At 70.2% G+C, this 22940-nt stretch carries 20 protein-coding genes; 9 read left to right on the top strand and 11 right to left on the bottom strand.

Features of this window, described 5'->3' with window-relative positions:
• Positions 1-28: 28 nt before the first annotated feature.
• From AACH06_RS09855 to AACH06_RS09835, 5 genes are all read right to left on the bottom strand, one after another.
• The gene (locus AACH06_RS09855; RefSeq protein ID WP_341425481.1) at positions 29-1297 is read right to left on the bottom strand and encodes a helix-turn-helix domain-containing protein; all 1269 of its coding nucleotides are present in this window, start codon (positions 1295-1297) and stop codon (positions 29-31) included.
• Positions 1290-1841 carry a hypothetical protein gene (locus AACH06_RS09850; protein ID WP_341425480.1) on the bottom strand — a complete coding sequence of 184 codons (552 nt, stop codon included), beginning with the start codon at positions 1839-1841 and terminating at the stop codon, positions 1290-1292. The genes AACH06_RS09855 and AACH06_RS09850 overlap by 8 nt, the downstream gene beginning before the upstream one ends.
• A gap of 21 nt (positions 1842-1862) precedes the next feature.
• On the bottom strand, positions 1863-3011 hold the full coding sequence (gene tgt, locus AACH06_RS09845) for a tRNA guanosine(34) transglycosylase Tgt (protein ID WP_341425479.1): 1149 nt from the start codon (positions 3009-3011) through the stop codon (positions 1863-1865).
• Positions 3012-3083: 72 nt separating this feature from the next.
• Entirely contained in the window at positions 3084-4187 is a 1104-nt protein-coding gene (gene queA, locus AACH06_RS09840; RefSeq protein ID WP_341425478.1) for a tRNA preQ1(34) S-adenosylmethionine ribosyltransferase-isomerase QueA, read from the bottom strand.
• Between the two features lie 424 nt (positions 4188-4611).
• Positions 4612-4761, bottom strand: coding sequence for a hypothetical protein (locus tag AACH06_RS09835; protein ID WP_341425477.1), 150 nt, complete (start codon positions 4759-4761; stop codon positions 4612-4614).
• A gap of 172 nt (positions 4762-4933) precedes the next feature.
• On the opposite strand from AACH06_RS09835, the gene recG reads away from it, so the two are divergent.
• The 9 genes from recG (at position 4934) to AACH06_RS09790 (ending at position 17727) form a co-directional block, all read left to right on the top strand.
• The gene (recG, locus tag AACH06_RS09830) at positions 4934-7084 is read left to right on the top strand and encodes an ATP-dependent DNA helicase RecG (RefSeq protein ID WP_341425476.1); all 2151 of its coding nucleotides are present in this window, start codon (positions 4934-4936) and stop codon (positions 7082-7084) included.
• A 320-nt stretch (positions 7085-7404) separates the two neighbouring features.
• A complete protein-coding gene (locus AACH06_RS09825; RefSeq protein WP_341425475.1) occupies positions 7405-8961 on the top strand; it encodes a M4 family metallopeptidase in 1557 nt (518 codons plus the stop codon).
• A gap of 146 nt (positions 8962-9107) precedes the next feature.
• Positions 9108-10031, top strand: a complete 924-nt coding sequence (locus AACH06_RS09820) for a hydrogen peroxide-inducible genes activator (RefSeq protein WP_341425474.1) — start codon at positions 9108-9110, stop codon at positions 10029-10031.
• Positions 10031-11464, top strand: coding sequence for a hypothetical protein (locus AACH06_RS09815; protein ID WP_341425473.1), 1434 nt, complete (start codon positions 10031-10033; stop codon positions 11462-11464). The genes AACH06_RS09820 and AACH06_RS09815 overlap by 1 nt, the downstream gene beginning before the upstream one ends.
• Before the next feature lie 13 nt (positions 11465-11477).
• On the top strand, positions 11478-12182 hold the full coding sequence (locus AACH06_RS09810) for a hypothetical protein (protein ID WP_341425471.1): 705 nt from the start codon (positions 11478-11480) through the stop codon (positions 12180-12182).
• 8 nt (positions 12183-12190) lie between these two features.
• Positions 12191-15007, top strand: coding sequence for an ATP-binding protein (locus AACH06_RS09805; protein ID WP_341425469.1), 2817 nt, complete (start codon positions 12191-12193; stop codon positions 15005-15007).
• Between the two features lie 22 nt (positions 15008-15029).
• Entirely contained in the window at positions 15030-16202 is a 1173-nt protein-coding gene (locus AACH06_RS09800; protein ID WP_341425468.1) for a hypothetical protein, read from the top strand.
• Positions 16203-16307: 105 nt separating this feature from the next.
• On the top strand, positions 16308-16814 hold the full coding sequence (locus tag AACH06_RS09795; protein WP_341425467.1) for a Dps family protein: 507 nt from the start codon (positions 16308-16310) through the stop codon (positions 16812-16814).
• Between the two features lie 22 nt (positions 16815-16836).
• Complete coding sequence (locus AACH06_RS09790) at positions 16837-17727, top strand: LysR family transcriptional regulator (RefSeq protein WP_341425466.1); 891 nt, start codon at positions 16837-16839, stop codon at positions 17725-17727.
• 37 nt (positions 17728-17764) lie between these two features.
• Here the strand turns inward: AACH06_RS09790 and AACH06_RS09785 are convergent, their stop codons facing one another.
• The 6 genes from AACH06_RS09785 to AACH06_RS09760 form a co-directional block, all read right to left on the bottom strand.
• A complete protein-coding gene (locus tag AACH06_RS09785; protein ID WP_341425465.1) occupies positions 17765-18229 on the bottom strand; it encodes a RidA family protein in 465 nt (154 codons plus the stop codon).
• A gap of 94 nt (positions 18230-18323) precedes the next feature.
• Positions 18324-19553 (bottom strand): FAD-dependent oxidoreductase, encoded by a 1230-nt coding sequence (locus AACH06_RS09780; protein WP_341425464.1) that lies wholly within the window; start codon positions 19551-19553, stop codon positions 18324-18326.
• Positions 19550-20350: a cysteate racemase gene (cuyB, locus tag AACH06_RS09775; protein ID WP_341425463.1), complete on the bottom strand. Its 801-nt coding sequence runs from the start codon at positions 20348-20350 to the stop codon at positions 19550-19552. The genes AACH06_RS09780 and cuyB overlap by 4 nt, the downstream gene beginning before the upstream one ends.
• Positions 20350-21267 (bottom strand): amino acid ABC transporter substrate-binding protein, encoded by a 918-nt coding sequence (locus AACH06_RS09770; RefSeq protein ID WP_341425462.1) that lies wholly within the window; start codon positions 21265-21267, stop codon positions 20350-20352. The genes cuyB and AACH06_RS09770 overlap by 1 nt, the downstream gene beginning before the upstream one ends.
• Positions 21268-21497: 230 nt before the next feature.
• Positions 21498-21899, bottom strand: a complete 402-nt coding sequence (locus AACH06_RS09765) for a hypothetical protein (protein WP_341425461.1) — start codon at positions 21897-21899, stop codon at positions 21498-21500.
• Positions 21900-21999: 100 nt separating this feature from the next.
• On the bottom strand, positions 22000-22908 hold the full coding sequence (locus AACH06_RS09760) for an Fpg/Nei family DNA glycosylase (RefSeq protein ID WP_341425460.1): 909 nt from the start codon (positions 22906-22908) through the stop codon (positions 22000-22002).
• Between the last annotated feature and the right edge of the window lie 32 nt (positions 22909-22940).

Here is a 22940-nt window from a genome sequence, read left to right as displayed (position 1 = left end):
GGCCGATTGCTGCAATCGGCCAGGGATTTCAGGTTTCGGCCAGGGCGCGTTGGCGGAATTCGGTGGGCGTCAGGCCGGTGGCGGCCTTGAACGCGCGGTTGAACGGGCCGATCGACTGGAAGCCGGCGTCCAGCGCGATCGTCAGCACCGGCAGGCTGCGGCGCGCCGGATCAGCCAGCGCCTCCTGCGCATCGGACAGGCGCAAGCCATTGAGGTAGGCGTTGAAGTGGCGGTGACCCAGGCGCTGGTGGATGACCCGGCGCAGGCGGTATTCCGGCACCGCCAACCGCTGCGCCAGGCCGGCGACGGTCAGACCCTCTTCCCGATAGACCTGCTCTTTGGCCATGAGCCGTTCGAGCGCCGTGGCCAGCTCGCGGTCAGCCTCGTCATGCGGCGCGGGGGCCGCCTGGCCGGACCGCACGGCCTCGGCGGTGTCGGCCGATGCATGCTCGAGGGCCTGCCCGGCCGCGTGCGCCGGTGCGGGCACGGGCGCGGGTTCGGGTTCGGCCGCGGGCACGCGAGCGGCGGGGGACGCCGGGGCATGCGCCAGTGCCAGCCCATCCGCCGAGAGGGGCGCGGGCCCGAGCGCAGACGCGCCCGACGGGAACAACTCGGTCCGGCGCACCCGCAGCAGGCCGATCGCCAGCACCGCCGCCACCGCCAGCTGCAGGCCGACCTCGACGGTGGACCATGCAGGCGGCAGGCGCCCGTGCGGCGACAGGCCCCGCACGCCCATCGTCAACAGCATGTCGGCGCTGCCCGCCACCGACACGAACCAGCGCAGCCGGCGGCGCCGCTCGACCAGGTCGCCGCGCCAGTGAGCGATCGCTTCGCCCACAACCCAAGCGGTGCAGGCGAGGGGCACCAAGTCCAGCACAGCGCTCAGGCCGGCCACCCAAGCGCCCGGCGGCGTGGCACCGGGCGTCCACTGGCCGGCGCAGCGCGCGGCACCCAGCCCCGTCACCGTGAGCCAGACGGCCGCCTGCCAAGGCCGCCAGCGCGCCGCATCGTTGAAGAGCGCCCGGGCAAACAGGGCGAACAGCACCGCATTGCCCATCGACAGCCCGACCCACGGCGCCAACCGGGCCGGATCCATGCCCGACGCCCAGGCCGGCGCGGTGCCCAGCGTCGCCAGACCCAGGCCGAGCGCCAACGCCACCGCGGCCTGGGCGGCCACCGTGCGCGGCCGGTCGCGCCACAAGGCGACGGCCAGCAGGGCGAGCAGCGCGACCAGGGCCCCGCGCAGCGCGGTGTCGATGGCCGGCAAGGGGCCGCCGAGGCTTGAAGCGTCAGACATCAGCGCCCCGCTGGCGGCGGGACGCCCGGCGCGGCTGCCCGGGCCGCCAGCGCCGCATCTGGGCACGCCAGCGGCGCCGCAGACTCAGGCGCCAGAATCGGGCCGTTCGCCACATGGCCGACGCCCGCACCCACGCCAGCAGGCCCTGCTTCCAGCGCGACCAGCGGCCATAGGCGCGGGCGAACCAGCCCAGCTGCATGAGCGCCGGCTGGGTCAGCGTGAACAGACGCGCGAGCACTGCCGTGCCGACCAGCTTGGTCAGCAGGATGACGGTGGTGCCCAGCACCACGCGACCCAGTCCGATCAGCCAGAGGGCAAGGATCTTGATGGGCAGCAGGGCGAGCGCCGGCAGCGCGAAGAGTGCGAGCGCGCCATAGGGCGGCAGCCGGCGGACCCACGCTTCGATCCAGCGCAGGCCGGGCGAGCGGCCGATGCGTGCGAGGCCGCGCTGCAGCGGCTCCCAGCCCCATTCCTCGAAGAGGATCAACAGGGCCAGCAACCACTTGAACGGCCAGGCCAGGGCCCTCATCAACAGGCGCAACACGCGCCAACGGTATCAGAGCCGTCAGACGCCGCGCGCCCGATCCGCGGCGAAGCGGGCGCGGAAGGCCGCGAACTGGCCCACGTCGAGGGCGTCGCGCACTTCCTGCATCAGTTGCAGGTAGTAGTGCAGGTTATGGATGGTGGCCAGCATCGGCGCCAGCATTTCGCCACAGCGCTCCAGGTGGTGCAGGTAGGCGCGGCTGAAACCGCCGTGGCCCTGGCCATCGCCGGCGCAGGTGTAGCAGCGGCAGGTTTCGTCGATCGGCCGCTCGTCACTCTTGTGGCGGGCGTTGCGGATCTTCAGGTCGCCGAAGCGGGTGAACAGGTGGCCGTTGCGCGCGTTGCGGGTCGGCATCACGCAGTCGAACATGTCCACGCCGCATGACACGCCTTCGACCAGGTCTTCGGGCGTGCCCACGCCCATGAGGTAGCGTGGCTTGTGCGCCGGCAGCCGGTGCGGCGTGTGGGCCATGATGCGCAGCATGTCTTCCTTCGGCTCGCCCACCGAGACGCCGCCGACGGCATAGCCGGGCAGGTCCAGCTCGACCAGCGCCTCCAACGACTCTTGCCGCAGGTGCTCGAACATGCCGCCCTGCACGATGCCGAACAGCGCATTCGGGTTCTGCAGGCGCTCGAATTCGGCCATGCAGCGCTTCATCCAGCGGCGGCTCAGCTCCATCGAGTGGCGGGCCTCGGCCTCGGTGGTGAGGTGGCCCTTGGTCTCGTACGGCGTGCACTCGTCGAACTGCATGACGATGTCCGAGTTCAGCACCGTCTGGATCTGCATGCTGATCTCGGGCGTCAGGAACAGCTTGTCGCCATTGACCGGCGACGCGAACTTCACGCCTTCTTCGCTGATCTTGCGCATCTCCCCCAGTGACCACACCTGGAAACCGCCCGAGTCGGTGAGGATCGGCTTGTGCCAGTTCTCGAAGCCGTGCAGTCCGCCGAAGTGACGCATCACGTCCAGCCCCGGCCGCATCCACAGGTGGAAGGTGTTGCCCAGGATGATCTGGGCGTTCATGTCGTGCAGCGAGCGCGGCAGCACGCCCTTGACGGTGCCGTAGGTGCCCACCGGCATGAAGATCGGCGTCTGCACCACGCCGTGGTTCAGGGTGAGACGGCCGCGCCGGGCCAGGCCCTCGGTGGCCAGAAGTTCGAACTGGAGCATGGGTTGGAAGGGAAAGCGTTGGGGCCGTCGAAGTTCAGCGGCGCGGCCGACGATCGGGCGCGCCGGTGAGCCTCAGCGGCCCTTCAAATCGAGCAGCATCGCATCACCGTAGCTGAAGAAGCGATACCGCGCCTCGATGGCATGGCGGTACAGCGCCATCACGTGGTCATGCCCGGCAAAGGCGCTGACCAGCATCATCAAGGTGCTCTTGGGCAGGTGGAAGTTGGTGATCAGGCGGTCGACCACCTCGAAATCGAAGCCGGGCGTGATGAAGATGTCCGTCTCGCCCTGCTGGGCGCTGGTGAGCCCACGGCCCGGCGACCGCTTGGCTGCCGATTCGAGGGCCCGCAAGGTGGTGGTGCCGGCAGCGATCACGCGTCGGCCCGCCGCCTTGGCGCGTGCCACCGCGGCCACCGTGTCCTCGGGCACCTCGAACCATTCGCTGTGCATGCGGTGCTCGGCCAGGTTCTCACTGCGCACCGGCTGGAAGGTGCCTGCGCCGACATGCAGCGTGACGTGGGTGCGCTCGACACCGCGCGCCTGCAGCGCAGCCAGCACGGCTTCGTCGAAGTGCAGCGACGCGGTCGGCGCCGCCACCGCGCCGGGGCGCTGCGCGAACACGGTTTGATACCGGCGCTCGTCGTCCGCCTCGTCGGCGTGGGTGATGTAGGGCGGCAGCGGCACATGGCCGAAGGCCTGCAGCAGGGCCAGCGGATGGGCCGGGAAACGCAGGCGGAACAACGAATCGTCGGGCCCGGCGCGGCCCAGCACCTCGGCATCGAAACCCACGGTCGCCAACTGCGCCGGGTCACCAAATCGCACCGTGCTGCCCGCCTTGGGCGATTTGCTGGCCCTCAAGTGCGCCAGCACCTGGTTCGGTGGCTGGCCGGGCTCATCGGGCACGATGCGCTCGATCAGCGCTTCCACCGCGCCACCGGTGGGCTTCTCGCCGAACAGGCGCGCCTTGATGACGCGGGTGTCGTTGAAGACGAGCAGGTCGCCCGGAGCCAACAGGCCCGGCAGATCGCGGAAGACGCGGTCTACCGGACGCTCTCCCCGGCCATCGAGCAGGCGCGAGGCGCTGCGTTCGGCACTGGGGTGCTGCGCGATCAGCTCGGACGGCAGCGTGAAATCGAAATCGGCGAGGGTGTAGGTGCGCTGGTTCTGTTCGGACATGGGGCTTGCAGGCTTCACCGGCCTTCAAACACGGTGGCCGGATTGTTCCATGCCGCACGCCGGGGCGCCAAAGCCTCATGTGCGGTAGGCCTGTCTTGGGGCCTGTTCACACTATGCAGCCCCGATGCGTTGCCACCAGAACCGGTCGAGCGCAAGGCGCAAAACGAAGCCGGGGTGGTGCCCCGGCGAGGCTTTGCAACGCCGCGGACGGCTGGTTCTGGTGGCAACCCTTCGGGAACGGGCCGTCCAGGGCGCATGGCGGCGTTGCCCAACTTGCCCAGGCACCAGCCTGGGCGGCGTCGGGCGCCTTGCCCTGCATCCCTGGACAACCCGTTCGCACGGGGCTGCATAGTGTGAACAGGCCCTGGGCCACCGCGGCGCGATTCAGTTCCCCAGGGCCGCCGGGGCGTTGTGGCGCTGGGGATCAGCGCGGGTGCTCGGCCTGCGCGTGCGCCGCAGCGGGCGCGGCGCCGGCCTGGGCCCGCGCATCGGAGCGATCCCAGGCCCATGCGAAGGCAACGCCCAGGCCCAGCACGGTGGTGATCAGAACAAGCAGGCGAAGGGCGAAACGCATGGCAGAAGCATTCGGGAAACGGCGCGTGCGGATTGTCCAGCCAATCCGGCTGCGCAGGCCTCAGGGTTGGTGAGCAGACGCAAACAGCGGTCACCGTCTGTCGCGTGCGCGCCGCACTCGTGGGGTCGCGGCGGCGTGTGAGCGCGCATGACGCGCGGAGACAATCTCGGGCATGCCCCCCACGCCCACCAAGCCCGCCGCCCCTGCCGCCAAATCCGGCCCGGCGCGGGCCTTGGAATCGCTGGGGCTCACGTCGCCGATCGCGCTGGCCTTGCACCTGCCACTTCGGTACGAAGACGAGACGCGATTGACGCCACTGGCCGATGCCCGGCCTGGTGACACCCTGCAGGTCGAGGCGATCGTGCAGGAGGCCCATGTCGAGTTCCGCCCCCGGCGGCAACTGGTGGCACGGCTGGTCGATGCCGATGGCGAGCCGCTGGTGCTGCGCTTCGTGAACTTCTATCCCTCGCACCAGAAGACGCTGCAGCCTGGCCAGCGCATCCGCGCGCGGGGCGAGCTGCGCGGCGGTTTCTTCGGGCGCGAGATGGTGCACCCGCAGTTCAAGGCGGTGCAGCCCGACACCCCGCTGGCCGCAGAGCTGACACCGGTCTACCCCAGCAGTGCCGGCTTGCCCCAGGCCTACTTGCGCAAGGCGGTGGCTTCGGGCCTGCAGCGCGCCGACTTGCGCGAGGTGCTGCCGGCGGGGGTCGTGCCGGCGGGCCTGCCCCCGCTTCGCGAGGCCCTGCAGTTCCTGCACCACCCGCCGCCGCAGACGGCCTTGGCCACGCTCGAAGACCACAGCCACCCGGCCTGGCAACGGCTGAAGTTCGAAGAACTGCTGGCGCAGCAGGTTGCGCAGGCCCAATCGCGCCGAGAGCGCGCGCTGCTGTCGGCCCCGGTGCTGGCCATGCGGCCGGACGGCCTGCACGCGAAGCTGATGGCCACACTGCCCTTTCGCCTCACCGGCGCGCAGGCCCGCGTGTCGCGCGAGATCGCGGCCGACCTGGCGCTCGGCCGACCGATGCACCGGCTGCTGCAAGGCGATGTGGGCGCGGGCAAGACGGTGGTGGCCGCACTCGCCGCGGCGGTGGCGATGGACGCCGGCTGGCAGTGCGCGCTGATGGCACCCACCGAGATCCTGGCCGAGCAGCACTTCGCCAAGCTCGTCCAATGGCTGGAGCCGCTGGGCGTGCGCGTCGCCTGGTTGACGGGCAGCAAGCGGGGCAAGGCGCGCGAGCAGGCCCTGGCCGCCGTGGCCAGCGGGCAGGCGGCCCTGGTGGTGGGCACCCATGCGGTGATCCAGCACGACGTGCAGTTCGCCCGACTGGGCCTGGCGGTGGTTGACGAGCAGCACCGCTTCGGCGTGGCGCAACGGCTGGCCCTGCGCCGCAAGCTGCAGGCACCGCCCGAGGAGGACGCGGCGGCCCAGGCCCCTGCTGCCCGTGAAGGGCCCGCCCTGGAACCCCACCTGCTGATGATGACCGCCACGCCGATCCCCCGCACGCTGGCGATGACCTACTTCGCCGACCTGGAGGTCTCGACGATCGACGAGCTGCCGCCCGGGCGCACCCCCATCGTCACCAAGCTGATCGCCGACAACCGGCGCGACGAGCTGATCGCACGCATCCGCGACGAGGTGGCCCAGGGCAAGCAGGTCTACTGGGTCTGCCCGCTCATCGAAGCGGCCGAAGAGACCGGCGAGGCACCCGCCAAGCCGGCCCGCGGCAAACCGCTGGCCGAGCTGCGCAATGCCACCGAGACCCACGCGCAACTCAGCCAGGCGCTGCCCGGCGTCGAGGTGGGCCTGATCCACGGGCGGCTCAAGCCCGCCGAGAAGGCCGCGGTGATGGCGCGCTTTAAGGCCGGTGAGCTGTCGGTGCTGGTGGCCACCACGGTGATCGAGGTGGGCGTGGACGTGCCCAACGCCAGCCTGATGGTGGTCGAGCATGCCGAGCGTTTTGGCCTGGCGCAGTTGCATCAGCTGCGCGGCCGCGTCGGCCGCGGCGAGGTGGCCAGCGTGTGCGTGCTGCTGTATTCGACACCGTTGTCAGACACCGGCAAGCAGCGTTTGCGTGCGATGGCCGAGACGACCGATGGCTTCGAAATCGCGCGGCGCGATCTGGAGATTCGCGGCCCGGGCGAGTTCATGGGCGCTCGGCAGTCGGGCGATGCGCTGCTGCGCTTTGCCGACCTGGACGAAGACGCGCCGCTGCTGACGCAGGCGCGACGGCACGCGACCGCCCTGCTGGACCGACATCCCCAGGCCGCCCACGCGCATGTGACCCGTTGGTTGGGCCACCAAATGGACTACCTGAAGGCTTGACCGTGTCATGACCGTGTCAAACGGGCGAACAACCGGCCGCCGGGGCATGGCGAGAAGTCCACAGACCATCAACAAACATCAACGCGCCGGCGTCGCTGCGTGACGTTTTCACGGCCTCGACGCCCGGTAAATCGCGTGAAGGCGCGTTAACCCGCCCCCCAGTTCTCGGGATGGTTGCAGGTTGGTGACGACGGTGACAGTGCATGCGGCATCGGGCCCGTTCCCCCGCTTGTACCGGCGCCCGATGCGTCCGTCGGGGCCGTTTCGACCGGAGACGGCCCCTGCGGTTACCCCACCCCAATCACCCGTTGGAGACACCAATGACAAAGTTCACGTTGATCCATCAGGCCGCCCTGGCCGCCCTGGCCTCGTTCGCGTCCCTCGCCGTCCAGGCCGCGCCCGCTGCCGACCATCCCGCCGTTCAACGCGCCCTGTCGCACCTGAAGAGCGAAGCCGCCGCCGTCGCCCAGGTGTCCTCCGCCGACACCTTCAAGGCCTCTGACCTGATGGCCGATGCCGACGGCTCGCAGCATGTTCGCTTCCAGCGCCAGTACCGTGGCCTGCCGGTCATCGGCGGCGACCTGGTGGTGCACATGTCGCCCAGCGGCGCGCTGAAGGACGTCTCCATCTCCCAAGTGGCGCGCATCGCCGTCGACGTGAAGCCGCAACTGGCCTCGCGCGACGCTGCTTCCAAGGCGCTGGCCGCCTTCCCGCACCGTGACGGCCGCGTCGACAGCCAGCAACTGGTGATCTACGCCCGCAACACCCAGCCGCAACTCGCCTGGAACGTGCTCGTCAAGGGCGTGCAGGCCGACGGCACCCCCAGCGAACACCATGTGATCCTGGGCGCCAACGGCAAGGTGCTCGACCGCTGGGACGACATCCACACCGCCGATGACGTCGGCCAAGGCAAGACGCTGTACTCGGGCGACGTGACGCTGCACGACAACAAGAACGCCGCCGGCACGAAGTACAAGCTGAAGGATCTGACCCGCGGCAAGCACTACGTCGTGGACATGAAGAAGTCCACCGGCAGCGAGACGATCTTCGTCGACACCAACAACGTCTGGGGCAACAACTCCGAGTCGAGCAACGAGACGGTGGCCGCCGACGCTGCCTACGGTCAGAACGTGACCTGGGACTACTTCAAGAACGTCCATGGCCGCAACGGCATCGCCAACGATGGCAATGGCGCCCGTTCGCGCGTGCACTACTCCAGCAACTACGACAACGCCTTCTGGAGCGACAGCTGCTTCTGCATGACCTACGGCGACGGCAGCTTCTTCACGCCGCTGGTCTCGCTGGACGTGGCCGGCCACGAAATGACCCACGGCGTGACCTCGCGCACCGCCGCGCTGATCTACTCGGGTGAGTCGGGCGGCCTGAACGAAGGCACCTCCGACATCTTCGGCTCGATGGCCGAGTTCTATGCGAACAACGCCAACGACCCGGGCGACTACCTGATCGGCGAAGAGCTCTCCAGCTCGCCGCTGCGCAACATGATCACCCCGAGCAGCGACGGCGCCTCGGCCGACTGCTGGTACTCCGGCGTTGGCAACCTCGACGTGCACTACTCGTCGGGCGTGGCCAACCACTTCTTCTACCTGCTGGCCGAAGGCACGACCAACGGCTCGCCGTCGAAGACCTGCGTCTCGGGCAACACCCGTGTGGCCACCGGCAACGGGACCCTCACCGGCATTGGCCGCGACAAGGCCGGCAAGATCTGGTATCGCGCCCTGACGACCTACATGACCGCCAGCGAGACCTTCGCCAAGGCCCGCCTGGACACCGTCAAGGCCGCCACCGACCTGTACGGCGCGAGCTCGCCTGAAGTGGCGGCGGTCAACGCCGCCTGGACGGCCGTCAACCGCCCGTAATCAGCCTTCGGGCGAGCTGCGCGCCCGGGGGGGCGCGTGAGCCAGCCCGCATCGACCTGATCGCCGCCCCGGCGCCCCTGGCGTCGGGGCGGCGCCTTTTGGGGGCTGGCCATCGCCCCGGGCGCGAACCTCTGCACAATGCGGGGATGACCCTCACCGAGCTGCGCTACATCGTCGCCGTTGCCCGCGAGCGCCACTTCGGCCGCGCCGCTGAAGCCTGCTTCGTCTCGCAGCCCACCCTGTCCGTGGCCATCAAGAAGCTCGAAGAAGAGCTGGACGTGAAGATCTTCGAGCGAGGCAGCAACGAAGTCACCATGACACCCCTGGGCGAAGCCATCGTGCGCCAGGCCCAGCAGGTGATCGAACAGGCCCAAGGCATCCGCGAAATCGCCAAGCGCGGCAAAGACCCTCTGGCCGGCCCGCTGCGGCTGGGCATCATCTACACCATTGGGCCTTACCTGCTGCCTGAGCTGGTGAAGAACGCGATCGAGCACACGCCGCAAATGCCGCTCATCCTGCAAGAGAACTTCACCGTCAAACTGCTGGACATGCTGCGCACCGGCGAACTCGACTGCGCGATCATGGCCGAGCCATTCCCCGACACGGGCCTCGCCATCGCCCCGCTGTACGACGAGCCTTTCATGGCCGCGGTGCCGCGCACCCACGCGCTGGCCGAGCGCGCGCAGGTCAGCTCCGAAGAGCTCAAGCGTGAGACCATGCTGCTGCTGGGCACCGGCCACTGCTTTCGCGACCACGTGCTGGAGGTCTGCCCGGAGTTTGCCCGTTTTTCCAGCGACGCCGAGGGCATCAAGAAAAGCTTCGAAGGCTCGTCGCTGGAGACGATCAAGCACATGGTCGCCTCGGGGATGGGCGTGACGGTCGTGCCCGCGTTGTCGGTGCCCCGCGAACCCCAGCCCCACCTGGCGTTCATCCCGTTCGCCGAGCCCGTGCCCAGCCGGCGCGTGGTGCTGGCCTGGCGCAAGACCTTCACCCGCTACGAAGCCATCGCCGCCTTGCGCAACGCGGTCTACGCCTGCGAGCTCACGGGCGTGAAGCGGCTGACAGCGTGATGTCGGCCCGCATCCAAGGCGCCGACACGGCGGCGCTCGACATGGCCGAGTCCGATCACGACCACGCACACGAACGCGGGGACCAACGCGCGGACGAACGCGCAGACGCGCAGCCCTGGTTCCGCGACGGCGCCGCGCCGATGGACGCCCCGCTGTGGTGGCAGCTGACGCACCAGGCCGAGCTGGTCGAGGCCCTGCGCAGCCTGTGCACCGGCACGCCCGCGCTGGTGCAGTTGCGCCTGTGGGTGTTCCTCGAACTGATGGCGCTGCCGCAGGCGCGTCTCACCCGCGAAGCGCTGAACCTGCACTTCCATCTGCTGCGCGAAGAAGCCCTGGACCTCGCCCTGCGGCCACTGCGCACGGCGGGGCTGATCGAATGGGACGCGGGCACGCTGGAATACAGCGTCACGCCGCTGGCCTCGGGCCTGATGGCCCTGCTGTCGCCGCTGACTCGTTCGGCCGACGAAGACACGGAGCTGGCCGGCCTGCTGGCCCAGGTGGCGGGTGCCCACCAGCTGGGCACGCTGCAGCCATCGCAGCTCAAGCACCTGCAAGCCCAGCTGGCGCGCCTGCACGACGAGTTCGCCGACGCCATCGCCAGCGGCTCCGAGTTCCGCCTGCGCCGTGCGCGCGAACGCCACGGTCGGGTCTTCGAGCTGATCGACCGGGCCTCGCAAGTGCTGTCTGCGATCACCGCCTCGGCCCAGGAGCACCCGGGCGCCTTGCGGCTGGCGCGCGACATCGGCCTGGCCCAGGCCCGGCTGCTGGCGATGAAGAGCCAGTTCGACCGCGCCCTGCACCAGGTGGAGCGACAGCGCGTCACGCTCGGCAGCACCGGCGTCACGACCACCGATGTGCGCCAGTGGCTGCGCGGGGTCGCCGACCCGGCCACCCTGTTGGGCGACGCCCTCGCCCTGCCGGTTCGCCCGGTGTTCGTGATGGGACACGACATGCTCGACGTGGCCGAGGCCGAGTTCGAGCGCGAGCGCCCCGTGTCGGCGCCCGAAGCCTTGCCCGAGGCCACCACGGCGCCCACCGGAGAACTGCACGCGCTGGCGCTGCCCAAGGAGCTGGATGCCCTGGTGCAGGCGCTGTCCGCCTGGCAGCAGGAGGGCCCGGCCGCGGTGCGTGACATGGCCGAAGCGCTGCAGGCCGGCGGCTCCGATCCGCGCTACGCGGCCGTCGCCTACCGCGCGCAGCTGATGCCGCTGCTGGGCGATCCGCAATCGCAGGCGCTCAAGGGTGCGACCGGCGAGCTCGCGCGCCTGCCGTGGCGGCCGCGATGGTCCGACCGCGTGCAGGCCCTGCCATGGCCTGAGGTGGCCGCCGCCAGCGTCGGCTGCCTCCATCCCCCCGATGCAGAGCCGGCGCCCTTCGAGGCGCTGCCCATCCCTGCTGAAACCGACGGCGGCACGCCGCCCTCTGCCCGATGACCTTGGACCCGCGATGAGCGCCCCTGTCGATGATGCCGCCTTGCTGGCGGCCGAGCTGCTGGCCCGGCGCTGGCTTCCCCGCAACCATCCCCGCGTCAAGCGCGCGCTGGTCGATGCCGACCAGTGGCAGGCGGTCGAACGCCGTCTGGGCGAGGTCGGCCTTCGGCTGGTGGACAACGTCTTCGCCGACCACGTCACCGTCGCGTTGCAGCGCGGGGCCGAAGGCGCCGTGTTCGGTGAGCATGGGCTCAGTGCCAGCAACAACCTCGAACTGCCGCGCGATGCGGTGGCCCTGCTCATCGTGTTGTGGGCCCTGATCGTGCTGCCCAAGCGCGAGCGCCAGGCGGCCCGGGCCAGCGAGCCCGAAGGGCAGATGCAGGTGGAGATGTTCGGGTCCACCAAGAGTCTGCCCAGCGCGCGCAGCGTCAGCCCGGTGGTGTCGTACCGCGCGCTGCTGGTCGACTTCGGCGCCCAGCTGGGCAAGAAGACGCGCCTGGACGCCAACCTCAAGCTGCTGGAGCGGAATGGCTTCATCGAGCGGCGCCAGGACGACATCGCCGAAGGCCCGCTGCTGGACTTGCTGCTCGACTACGACGCCCTGGCGCCACGCATCCTCGAAGGCGCCCTGGCCGACGTGCTGCGGCGCAGCGCCGCCACGCCGGCCGCCGCCACCACCGACTCGACCGAACCGCCTGCCCCTCTGCCCCAGGCCGACTGAACCGCCCGATGTTCCATCTGCAAACCCTCGAACTGCTGCATTGGGACTACTGCCGCCGAGTGCAGCTGCCGCTCGATGCGGCCATCGTCACCATCGCCGGCCCCAACGGATCGGGCAAGACCACCTTGCTCGACGCGCTGCGCACCTTGCTGGGGCTCGAATGCTCCGGTGGCCGCAGCTACAAGACCTACGCCCGCCACGCCAACGCCCAGCAGGTCTGGCTGCGCGCCTGCGTGGACAACCGGCCCCACGGCCGCCCGGGCAGCTCGCGGCCGTTCGCCTCGTCGCTGCTGCATGGCGACCGGGTCACCCTGGCGTGCCGCATCGAACGCGCCGGCGGCGACTGGCAACGGCGCTACGTCCTGGCTGATGGCGACTGCAGCATCGAAACCCTGCTCGCGGCGCCGGAGAAAGAGCTGCAGTGGCTGGGCGTCGAGGCCTGGCGGCGCCGATTGGCCGCCGCCGGCCTCACGCCGGCGATCGCCCGCGTGCTGTCGCTGGAACAGGGCCAGACCGACCGCCTGTGCGAATTCAGCCCGAAAGAGCTGTTGAAGCTGGTCTTCGATGTCTTCGGCGACCAGGATGTGCTCGACCGCTACGAGCAGGCGCGCGGCCACCAGCAGGGTCTGGCACGCGAAGTAGAGCAGGCCGAGCGAGAGCTGGGCCACGCCCGCAGCCAATTGGCCGAGCTGCAGAACCGCGTCAACAACTGGCGCCAGCGACAACTCAAGCTGCGCGAGCGCGAGCGGCTGGCCACCGAGGTGGTGCCGGTGCTGGAATGGGCCGAGGGCCGCGAGGGCCTGCTGCGCGAGGCGCGCGACTTGCACCGCCTGCGCCGCCATCTGCTGGCCGAGCAGGCCCGCCATGCGGCGCAACGCAGCGAGCTGCTGCAGTTGCACGAGCAGGCGCAGGCCGCCACCGCGCGGGTGGGGGCGCTGAAGGCCGAGGGCGATGCGGCGCAGGCAGCGCAGTTGCAGGCCCGAGACGCTGAACGCCCCGTGGAGGAGCTCGTCAAGCGCGAGAACGAACTGCGCCAACTCGCGGCGGCTGAGGGCGATGCGGCGCGGCTGGCCGAGCTGCACCAGGGCCTGCTCGAGCGCAAGCGCGCGCTCGACAAGCGCTTCGACGAGGCCCAGGGCGAGCGCGAAGCGCTGCAGCAGCAGCTCGACGGGCTGGCGGGCCACCGCGTGCCACCGCCACCGGCCGATGTGCAGCGCTTCCGGCAGGCGCTGCGCGCAGCGGGCATCGAGCACCAGTGGCTGGCCGAGGTGGTGGATGTGCGGGACGAACGCTGGCGCGGTGCGGTGGAAGGCATGCTGCGCGGTTTGCGCTGGATGGTGATGCTGACCAGCCCCGCGCAAGAAGCCCAGGCCTTCGCACTGGCCGAAGCGCAGCGCTACCGGCACTACGTCGTGGCGCCCCAGGCCGTCCGTCTGGAGGCGCCGGCCAACGCCTTGCTCGGGGTGGTCGAGTTCAGCGCCGCGGTGCCGGAATGGCTGTTGCGCCAGCTGGCCGGCATCCGCCGGGTCGACTCGGTCGACGCAGGCCGCGCCGCCGGGGGCGAATGGATCACCCCACAGGCCTTCTGGCGCGATGGTCGCGGGGGCCGCTCGGTCTGGGTGGACCCGGCCGATCACCAGTTCGGCGCCGGCGCGCTGGAAGCACGCCGGACCCACCTGCAGCGCCGCACCGCCGATGCCGATGCGCGACTGACCGAGCTCGCGGGCCAGGCGCAGGCGCTCAAGCGCCAGCTCGACGATGCGCAGCGTGCCCTGCGCGGGCAGCACGCCGCCGAGCAGTTGGCCGAGCGCGCGACCGAATTCGCCGAGGCCCACGAGCGGCTGCCCGCCCTCGTGGCGGCGCGGCGCGCGGCCAGCGAGCGATGGCAGCAGCTCCAGGCCGAGCTCGAGCGTGCGGTGCGCGACGACCAGAACGCCAAGGCCGCCTACGAGCAGCTGCGCCAGCAGATCGGCCGTGCCGAAGAGCACGCCGAGCAGCAATCGCGCGAGCAACGGGCCCGGCTCGCCTCGCACCACGACGAGGTGGCGCGATCCCGCGAACAACGTGCCCGCCTGCCGGCGCGCTGGCGCACACCCGAGGTGCTGCAGGCGCTGCGCGACGAACACACCAACGCCCACCAGGCCCGCTTGCGTGCCCACGCGATCCAGCACGAGCTGGACAGCGGCAGCTGGGAGACCGACGACACGGTCGAGGATCGCTTCGTGCGCATGGGGCTGGCGGTGGGCGAACAGCAGCAGTCGCTGGACGACCGCAAGGCGCACAACGAACAAGCCCGCATCGCCGTCCACAACGCCCGCGAGCGCTACATCGATGTGCTGCGGGCCACCGTGCGCCAGTACCGACGCAACATCCAGGAGCTGGGCCAATTGGCCGGTGTCGAAGTCAACGCCGAGCTGCCGCACCTGGAGAACGACGACACCGTGCTGGCGCAGGCCGGCTTGTCGGTGAAGTTCAACTTCGACGGCAAGGCCGCGATCGGCTTGAACGACGGTGAAGCCTCGGGCGGCCAGCAGGTCATGAAGAGCCTGATCCTGCTCGTGGGCCTGCTGAAGGACGACGACACCCCCGGCGGCTTCGTCTTCATCGACGAGCCCTTCGCCCACCTCGATGTGCGCAACATCCAGCTGGTGGGGCACTTCCTGCGGTCGACGCGGGCCCAGTACCTGCTGACCACCCCGATCACGCACAACGTCGAGGTCTTCGAGCCCGCCGAGATCACGCTGGTGACAAGCAAGAAGCCGCGCACCGAACGCTGGGCACCGCCGATTGCCGTGGTGCAGCGGCGAGGCGCGCCGGTGGCTTGAGGCGGAGAGCCCGGAGCGGGGCATGACAGTCGAGGAGCATTCGCGCAGCCGCAAGCGCCGACAGCGGCGCCCTGGCGTCGAGCCCGTCGGCCTGCCGCGGCAGACGCCCCCCGAGCGCGAGCTGCTGACGGACTGGGCAAAGGCGCACGCGCAGCGGCGCAGCTCGGCCACGCTGCGGCAGCTGGCGGGCGCCGCGCGGCTCGACCTCGTCGAACCATTGGCTGAAAAACTGCTGCTCGCCGGCTGGGCGACGCTGGACGAAGAACACCGCGCGGGCCGCTGGTGGCTGCAGTTCCTGAATTGGCGTGACCTGCCCACCTTGCAACAAGCCCTGGGCCTGCGGAACCGGCAGGAACGAGACGACGTGCGCGCCTCGCTGGATGACGCCCTGGCAGGCCTGGCGCGGCAAGGCCCCGAAGAGATGCGTCTGGCCGCCGAGGCCACCGTGAAGGGCCGACTCACACCCCAGCGCCAGGCGGCACGCCTGGAGCTGCTGCAGGCCCTGGCCAGTTGGCGCGCTTCCGAGCGGCGGGGGCTGCAACGGGATTTCGCGCTGCACGCCCGCCCCCACACCAAGGCCATCAGCGACATGGAATGGACGTGGCTGCGCGGCCATTTCGACCTCGAAGCCTGGGGCATCGAGCCACTGGCCCACACGCTGTGGATTGCCGGCAGCGCCTGCCTGCATTTCGGCGCCGCCGCTTTGCACCTGGCGGGCCTGCCCTTCGTCGGGCTGCCGCAGAAGCATTTCGGCCAGCTGTCGGCCGTCGACGGTGTCCAGCGCCACTGGCTCATCGAAAACCGCACCAGCTTCGAGCGGCAGGCCGCGCAGTGTCCGCCCAGCGTGCTGTTGGCCTGGCTGCCCGGCCGCCCCTCCACCGGCTGGTGCGAGGCGTGGCTGCATCTGCTGCGACGAGCCCCCATGCCGGTGCTGGTCAGTGCCGATACCGACCCCGCCGGCGTCGAGATCGCCCTGGCCGCCGGTTCGCTGTGCGACTCACTCGGGGTGGCGTGGCAAGCCCATGCGATGGAGCCGCATCGCCTGACCAGCGGCCGGCCGTTGCCGCTGAACGACTATGACCGCCAGGCCATCGCCCGGCTGCAGGCGAGGGACGACCTGCCACCGGCGCTGGTGAGCCTGGTCGAGGCCATGGCCGCAGGGGGCGTCAAGCACGAGCAGGAGGCGTGGCTCTGACCCGCCCGGGGTGCACCCCACATGCACGGTGCATCCCCGAGGACCCTCTGAGGAGAAACGGCCTGGCGGACAATCTGAGCTCTTGTCTCGAAGGAGCGATGAACCATGGCGAAGAAGTCGAAGAGCAGCGGCACGGCGCCGCAGATCAACATCGGCATCAGCGAGAAGGACCGCGGCGCGATCGCCGGTGGCCTGGCGAAGCTGCTGGCCGACACCTACACGCTCTACTTGACCACCCACAACTTCCACTGGAATGTGACCGGGCCGATGTTCAACACGCTGCATGCGATGTTCATGGCCCAGTACACCGAGCTGTGGAACGCGGTGGACCCGATCGCCGAGCGCATCCGCTCGCTGGGGCACACCGCGCCGGGCAGCTATGGCCAGTTCGGGCAGCTCAGCTCGCTGCCCGACGCGCCATCGACACCCCCGCGTGCGCTGGAGATGGTGCGCATCCTGGTGGAAGGCCATGAGGCGGTGGCCCGCACTGCCCGCAGCATCTTCCCGCTCGCCGACAAGGCCGGCGACGAGCCCACCGCCGACCTGCTCACCCAGCGCCTGACGGTGCACGAGCAGACCGCCTGGATGCTGCGCAGCCTGCTCGAAGACTGAGCCCCGCGCGCGGGCCCGGCCGATGCGCCTGAAGCACATCGAGGCCTTCAACGCCGTGATGCTGACCGGCTCGGTCAGCGCGGCGGCCCGGCTGCTGCATGTGACCCAGCCGGCGGTGACGCAAACGCTGCAGCACGCCGAGCTGCAGCTGGGTTTCAAGCTCTTCACCCGCCAGCGCAATCGCCTGGTGCCAACGAACGAGGCGCAGGCGCTGTACCCCGAGGTGCAGCGCCTGATATCGCAGCTCGAATCAGTGCGACGGCTCGCCGAAGCGCTGGGCCGGGGTGACGGCGGCCAGTTGCGCATCCTGGTGGTGCCGTCGTTGGCGGTGAGCGCCCTGCCGGCTGCGCTGCAACGGTTTCGCGACCGGCATCCGGCGATGCCGGTCTCGATCCGCACGCTGCATTCGAATGAGATCGCGCGCGCCATTGCCCTGCAGGAAGGCGACGTGGGCATCGTCTACGGCAGCGCCCCCCATCCCACGCTGCATGAAGAGGCGGTGGCCACCGGGCGGCTGGTGTGCGTCACCCGGGCCAGCCGCACCAGTGCGGATCGGCGCAGCACGGTGGCACTGGACGACGTGCTGCGTGCCCCCTTCATCCGCATCGACGAGCGCGACCCGCTGGGCGCGATGCTGGCCGACCAATGGAGCCGGCTGGGCCTGTCACCCCAGGGCGGCATCACCGTGCAGACGCACCACATCGCGATGGTGCTGGCCGAGCAGGGCTTCGGGCCGGCGGTGATCGATTCGTTCACCGCCCAGGCCAGCCGGCCGGATGCACTGCACGTGCGCACCGTGCTGCCCGAAGTGCCGGTGCGGGTGACGGCGCTATTGCCTCAGGGCTTGCGTTCACCGCAACCGGTGGCGGACTTCATCGCGGCATTCCGCGCGGTGACCGAGCCGGCCGGCTGACGCGTGGCACAGCGGGCCGCCGCCCGCCAGCGACCGCTCAATCCACCTCGACGATCGCCTCGATTTCGACGGCAAAGCCCATCGGCAGCGAGCCCACCCCCACGGCCGATCGTGCGTGTTCACCGCGCTCGCCGAGCACGTCGACGAACAAGGCCGAGCAACCGTCGATCACCTCGGTGTGGCGCTTGAAATCGGGGGTGGCGTTGACCAGGCCCAGCACCTTGACGATCTGTCGCACCCGCGCCCAACCCCCGGCCGCCTGGTGCATCACCGCCAGCAGGTACAGGCCCACCTCCTGCGCATGGGCCCGGGCTTCTTCCACCGAGACTTCGGCGCCCACTTTGGGCACCGGCGCATCGCCCGGCCGAGCGGGCGCCCCTTTGCCCGACAGGTACAGCATCGAGCCGCACCGGCGATACAGCTGAAACCGCCCACGCGGGGGCGTGAGCGACGGCAAGGTGAGGCCCAGGGCCGCCAGCCGCTCGGTCACAGGATCGTTCATGGGTCGATCGCCTTTCTCGCAGTTCGATTCATGCTAACAGCCGAGTGGGGCGCCATCACTGGCCTCCATCACCGCGCGCCATCACTGCGCGCCATCAAACCACATCATCAGCCCGCATCATCGCCACCAGACGCGCGGCGCTGCCCGCGGCGAGCGTGAGCCCCAGTGCCCCGTGGCCGACGTTTAACCAAAGCCCCCGCCAGCGTGTGGCGCCGATGCGTGGCGCCCCATCCGGCGTGGCAGGCCGCAGCCCGGCCCAAGGCACGGCGGCGTCCAGATCGCAGGCGCCGGGAAAGAGCCGGTTCGTCGCCTCGCGCAGCGCCGCCAATCGCGCCGGCACCAAAGCCCGGTCATGCCCCACCAGCTCGGCGAACCCGGCCACGCGCAGCACCGGGCCGAGCCGGGCGAACACCATCTTCCTGGCCGCATCGGTGATGCTGACCTGCGGCGCCCGGGCCGCCTGACGCACGGGCAGCGTGAGGCTGTACCCCTTGATCGGCTCGATCGGCACAGGCACGCGCAGGGGCCGCAGCAAGGCGGCCGCATCCGGGCCGGCGGCGACGATCACCTGATCGGCGGCCAGAACGCTGCCGCCAGCCAGGCGCAGCCCCACCACGCGGTCGCCTCGGCGCTCGAAACCCACCACCTTCTCGCCAAGCCGGCAATCGGCCCCGCTGGCCGTCACCAGAGCCCGTGTCAACGCGGCACCATCGATCACCTCTTCACTGCTGGTCCACACACCGAAGGCCACCGAGCGAGTGATCAACTCGGGCAGCGCGGGCTCGATCTGCCGGCACTCGGGCGCATCGACCACCCGTTGGTCGCAGCCCAGTGCGCGTTGCCACGCGAGCTGCCGCTCGACACCTGGCCTGGCGGAGGCATGGCGATAGAGCACCAGCTTGCCAGGCTGGCGGTGCTGCAGCGACGGGGCGGCAAGACCCTCGGCCAGCCAGGCCTTCAAGGTGGCGCGGCTGAGGGCAGAGAGCGCCAGCAAGGCCTCGGTGGTGCACCGGACCTGCGCCGTGCGGCAGGCGCCCACGAAACCGCCCAGCCACCGCCAGTGAGACGCCGCCGCGCGCGGCCGCCACCGCACCGGGCTGTCGGCGTTCAACAGCCACCCAGGCAAGGCACGCAAGGCCGCTGGCGTGGCAAGGGGCTCTACATAGCTGTAGCTGAGCTGGCCGCCATTGGCCGCGCTGGCCCCCTGCCCCACCGCGGCGGATGCCTCCACCACCGTGACGCGCCAGCCCTCGCGCGCCAGCGCATAGGCGGTGGCGGCGCCGACGATGCCGGCGCCCACCACCACCGCGCGCGAGCCGGTCATGCTCGGGCCTCTGCCTCAGGCAGGGGAACAGGATCGAGCCCGGTCACGTCGCTGGGCCTGGACGATTGCGACCACGCGACGGCCCGGCGGGCCAGCGCGGCGGTGGCATCCACCACCGGCAGCGGCGCATTCGTGTCGTCCAGGGCGAGCGGGATCTCGGTACAGCCCAGTACCAGGGCCTGGGCGCCCCGCTGTTGCAGCGCCCGAGCCGCGGCCAGCAGCCTGTCCCGACCGAGCACCAGGTCAGCCGCCTTGACCGCTGCGATGCCCGGCATCACCCAATCGAGCATCTCGCCGGCCGTGGGTTGCAACCACGTCAGTGGTGACGGCGGCCGCCGGTTCACGTAGAGGCCCGCGGCCAAGGTGGCATCGGTGGCCAACAAGCCCACTCGTCCCCCGGGCCCCGCCAGGGCCGCCGCTTCCTCGAGCGCCGCGTCCACCAGGTGCAGCATCGGCACGCCGAGCGCCTGCTGCAGCTCGTCGAACCACAGGTGGGCGGTGTTGCACGGCATGACCACCAGGCCCGCACCGGCGCTGACGAGCCGCCGGCCGCTGTCGATCATCGCCACCAGCGGCGACGGGCCGGTGCCGCGGAAGGCGTCGGTGCGGTCGGGCACCTGGGGGATCGAGCTGACCACCACCGGCACATGGTGCTGGTCTCGACCCGCGGGCGTGGCCTGCAGCATCTTGTGCAGAAAGTCGACCGTCGCCCACGGGCCCATGCCGCCCAGCACGCCGACCACGCCGACCGCCCCGGGAGTCGGTGGTGGGCTGGCCAACAAGGTCACCGGTGCCATCAGCTGGCGGGCTTGTCGGACAACGCGACGAGGTTGTCGCGCAATTCCTGGCTCATCGGCGCATGGAGGTTGATGCCCTTGGGAGGGATGGGGGACATGAACCACTTCTTGTACAGCGCCTCGAACTCGCCGCTGCGGATGAGGGCGATCAGCGTGTCGTCGACCAGCTTCTTGAATGCGGGGTCGTCCCGGCGCAGCATGATGGCGTAGGGCTCGACCTGCAGCGGCTCGCCCACCACCGCCAGCTCGGCCGGGTTGGCGGCACTGGCGCGCAGGCCATAGAGCAGGATGTCGTCCATGCCGAAAGCATCGGCCCGGCCCTGCTGTACCAGCAGGGCCGACTCGGCATGGTCTTTGGCAGCCATCAGCTCGAAACCGAGACGACGCTCGGCGTTCACCCGCCGCAAGACCTGGAAGTTGGTGGTGCCGGTGGTGCTCGCCACCTTCTTGCCGGAGAGATCGGCGAGCGAGCGCACCGGCGATCCCGCCTTCACCAGCAAGCGGGTGCCGGTGTAGAAATAATTGATAGCAAAGGCCACCTGCTTGCCGCGCTCGCTGTTGTTGGTGGTCGAGCCGCATTCGATGTCGACCGTGCCGTTTTGCAGCAAGGGGATGCGGTTCTGCGAGGTGACGGCCTGCGCTTGCACCTGCAGGTCGGCGCGGCCGGTGGCTTTCTTCACCTGGTCGGCGATGCGACCGCAGATCTCCCAACCGAAGCCGGTGGGTCGGGCCTCGGCGCCCAGGTAGGAAAATGGGATCGACGATTCACGGTAGGCCACGACGAAGGTGCCGCTGTCGCGCACCTTGTCGAGGGTGGCCGCAACCTCGGCGCGCAGCGCGGCCGGCGAGCCAGCCAGGACGCCGGCCGCCAGGACCACCGCCGAAGGCCATTGCAGAGATGTCGGGAACGAATGCATCGGTGGACTCCTCGATCGCGGCCACATGCCGCCACCACTGAACCGATGCTAGGCAGCGCCGCCGATCTGGCGTATTGCATTCGCGGCAGCAACCATCAGTGGCGCTGATGGTTGCCGCATTGCCCGGTTGGCCCGGCCGAAAGGCCCGTGCCGTGTGGGAGGCCAGGCGAACCTGAAGAAAACCGATGGATCGGGGCGTCTGGGTGAGCGCGATCCTTGCCGTCGTGTGACTAGCCACGCTTCCAGCCGCGCAGCACCTGCAGCAGCAGCACCGCGCTCAGGCCGCTGGCCACGACCGGCTGGCGCCCGACCAGATCGGCCACCTGCCGGAACACCTCAGGTGCCGCTTGTTGCAGGTAGGCCGACAATTCCAGCACCTGATCCGCCGTGATGCGCGCCGTGTCTTCGATGGTGACCTGCAGACGATCCCAACCATGTCGGTGCCGCACGGCGGCGAACACGCCGTTGGCCACCGCCACCAGCCCGAGCGCGCCCATCGGCCGCATCAGGCATTCGACGAGTTGAGCGCGAAAGGCCAGCGGGGCCTCGCGAAAAACGCCAGACACGTAAAGCGGCACCAGCGCGGCACTGGCCTCGCCGCGATCGGCAGATGGGGGCAGGGCTTGGTTCATGGTGGGTGGATCGTCGCCGCGCTGCGTTGATCCTGCATGTCGGGCTCGTAAACAACCGTGACGCCGTCAGGGTAGGCCGATGGGCGGCCGTCCCGCGGTGTCACTCGTCCAGCGTCTTGGGCCAGCTGGCCTTCAGCAGGCGCGACAGGGCCCGGTCAGCCAGCAGTCGGCCGCCCGTCTGGCACCGCGCGCAGTAGTTGGTTTCGTTGTCGGCGTAGACGATGCGCTGCACTGGTGCGGCGCACACGGGACACGGTTGCCCGAAGCGGCCATGCACGGCCATCTGAGGGTGGAAGGCGGTGACCTCCTTGGGCCAGCCGCCCTGCCGTTGGGCCTCTTCCCGCAGGCGCACCGTCCACTCGGCCAGCACCTCGCGGGTGGCCGACCACAGCGCCGCGCGCTCGTCGGCGTTGAGCGCCGTCGTCAGTGTGACGGGCGAGAGCTTGGCGCGGTGGAGGATCTCGTCCGAATAGGCGTTGCCGATGCCGCTGAACAGCTGCGGCATGGTCAGCGCGCGCTTGAGGGTGTGGCGCTCGGCCAGGAGGCGTTGCTCGAATTCGGCCCGGGTGGCGGCCATCACCTCCAGCCCGCCCGGGTCCATCGCGGCCAGGGCTTGCCGGCCGGCGACCAGGTGCAGTGAAGCACGCCGCTGGGTGCCCGCCTCGGTGAAGGCGACCGCGCCGGTGTCGAACTCCAACACCGCCTGCGTGCCCCGAGCCGGGGGCTTGGCGCCGGGTGCCAGCCAGCGCAGCCGACCGGCGATCATCAAATGCAACACCAGAAACCAGTTCTGCGCCGAATCACCGGGCACGTCACCCGCGAGCTCGATGACGATGCGCTTGCCCAAGCGCTCGATGCCGTGCACCGATCGACCCTCTGCCGCGTTGATCGGCGGCACCGCCGTGCGCAGCAAGAAGGGATTGACGATGCGGATGCGCCGCAACACCGCTCCCCCTAGCTTCGCAGCCAGGCTCTCGGCATAGACAGAAACGTCAGGGAGTTCGGGCACGGTACTGGCATCATCGCAGCCTTTCTCGCGCC

Origin of the sequence: Ideonella lacteola, from assembly GCF_038066555.1 — a bacterium.
GTDB lineage: Bacteria > Pseudomonadota > Gammaproteobacteria > Burkholderiales > Burkholderiaceae_C > Ideonella > Ideonella lacteola.
The sequence above is the reverse complement of the archived record's forward strand: the minus strand, read 5'-3'. Positions and strand labels throughout refer to the sequence as shown.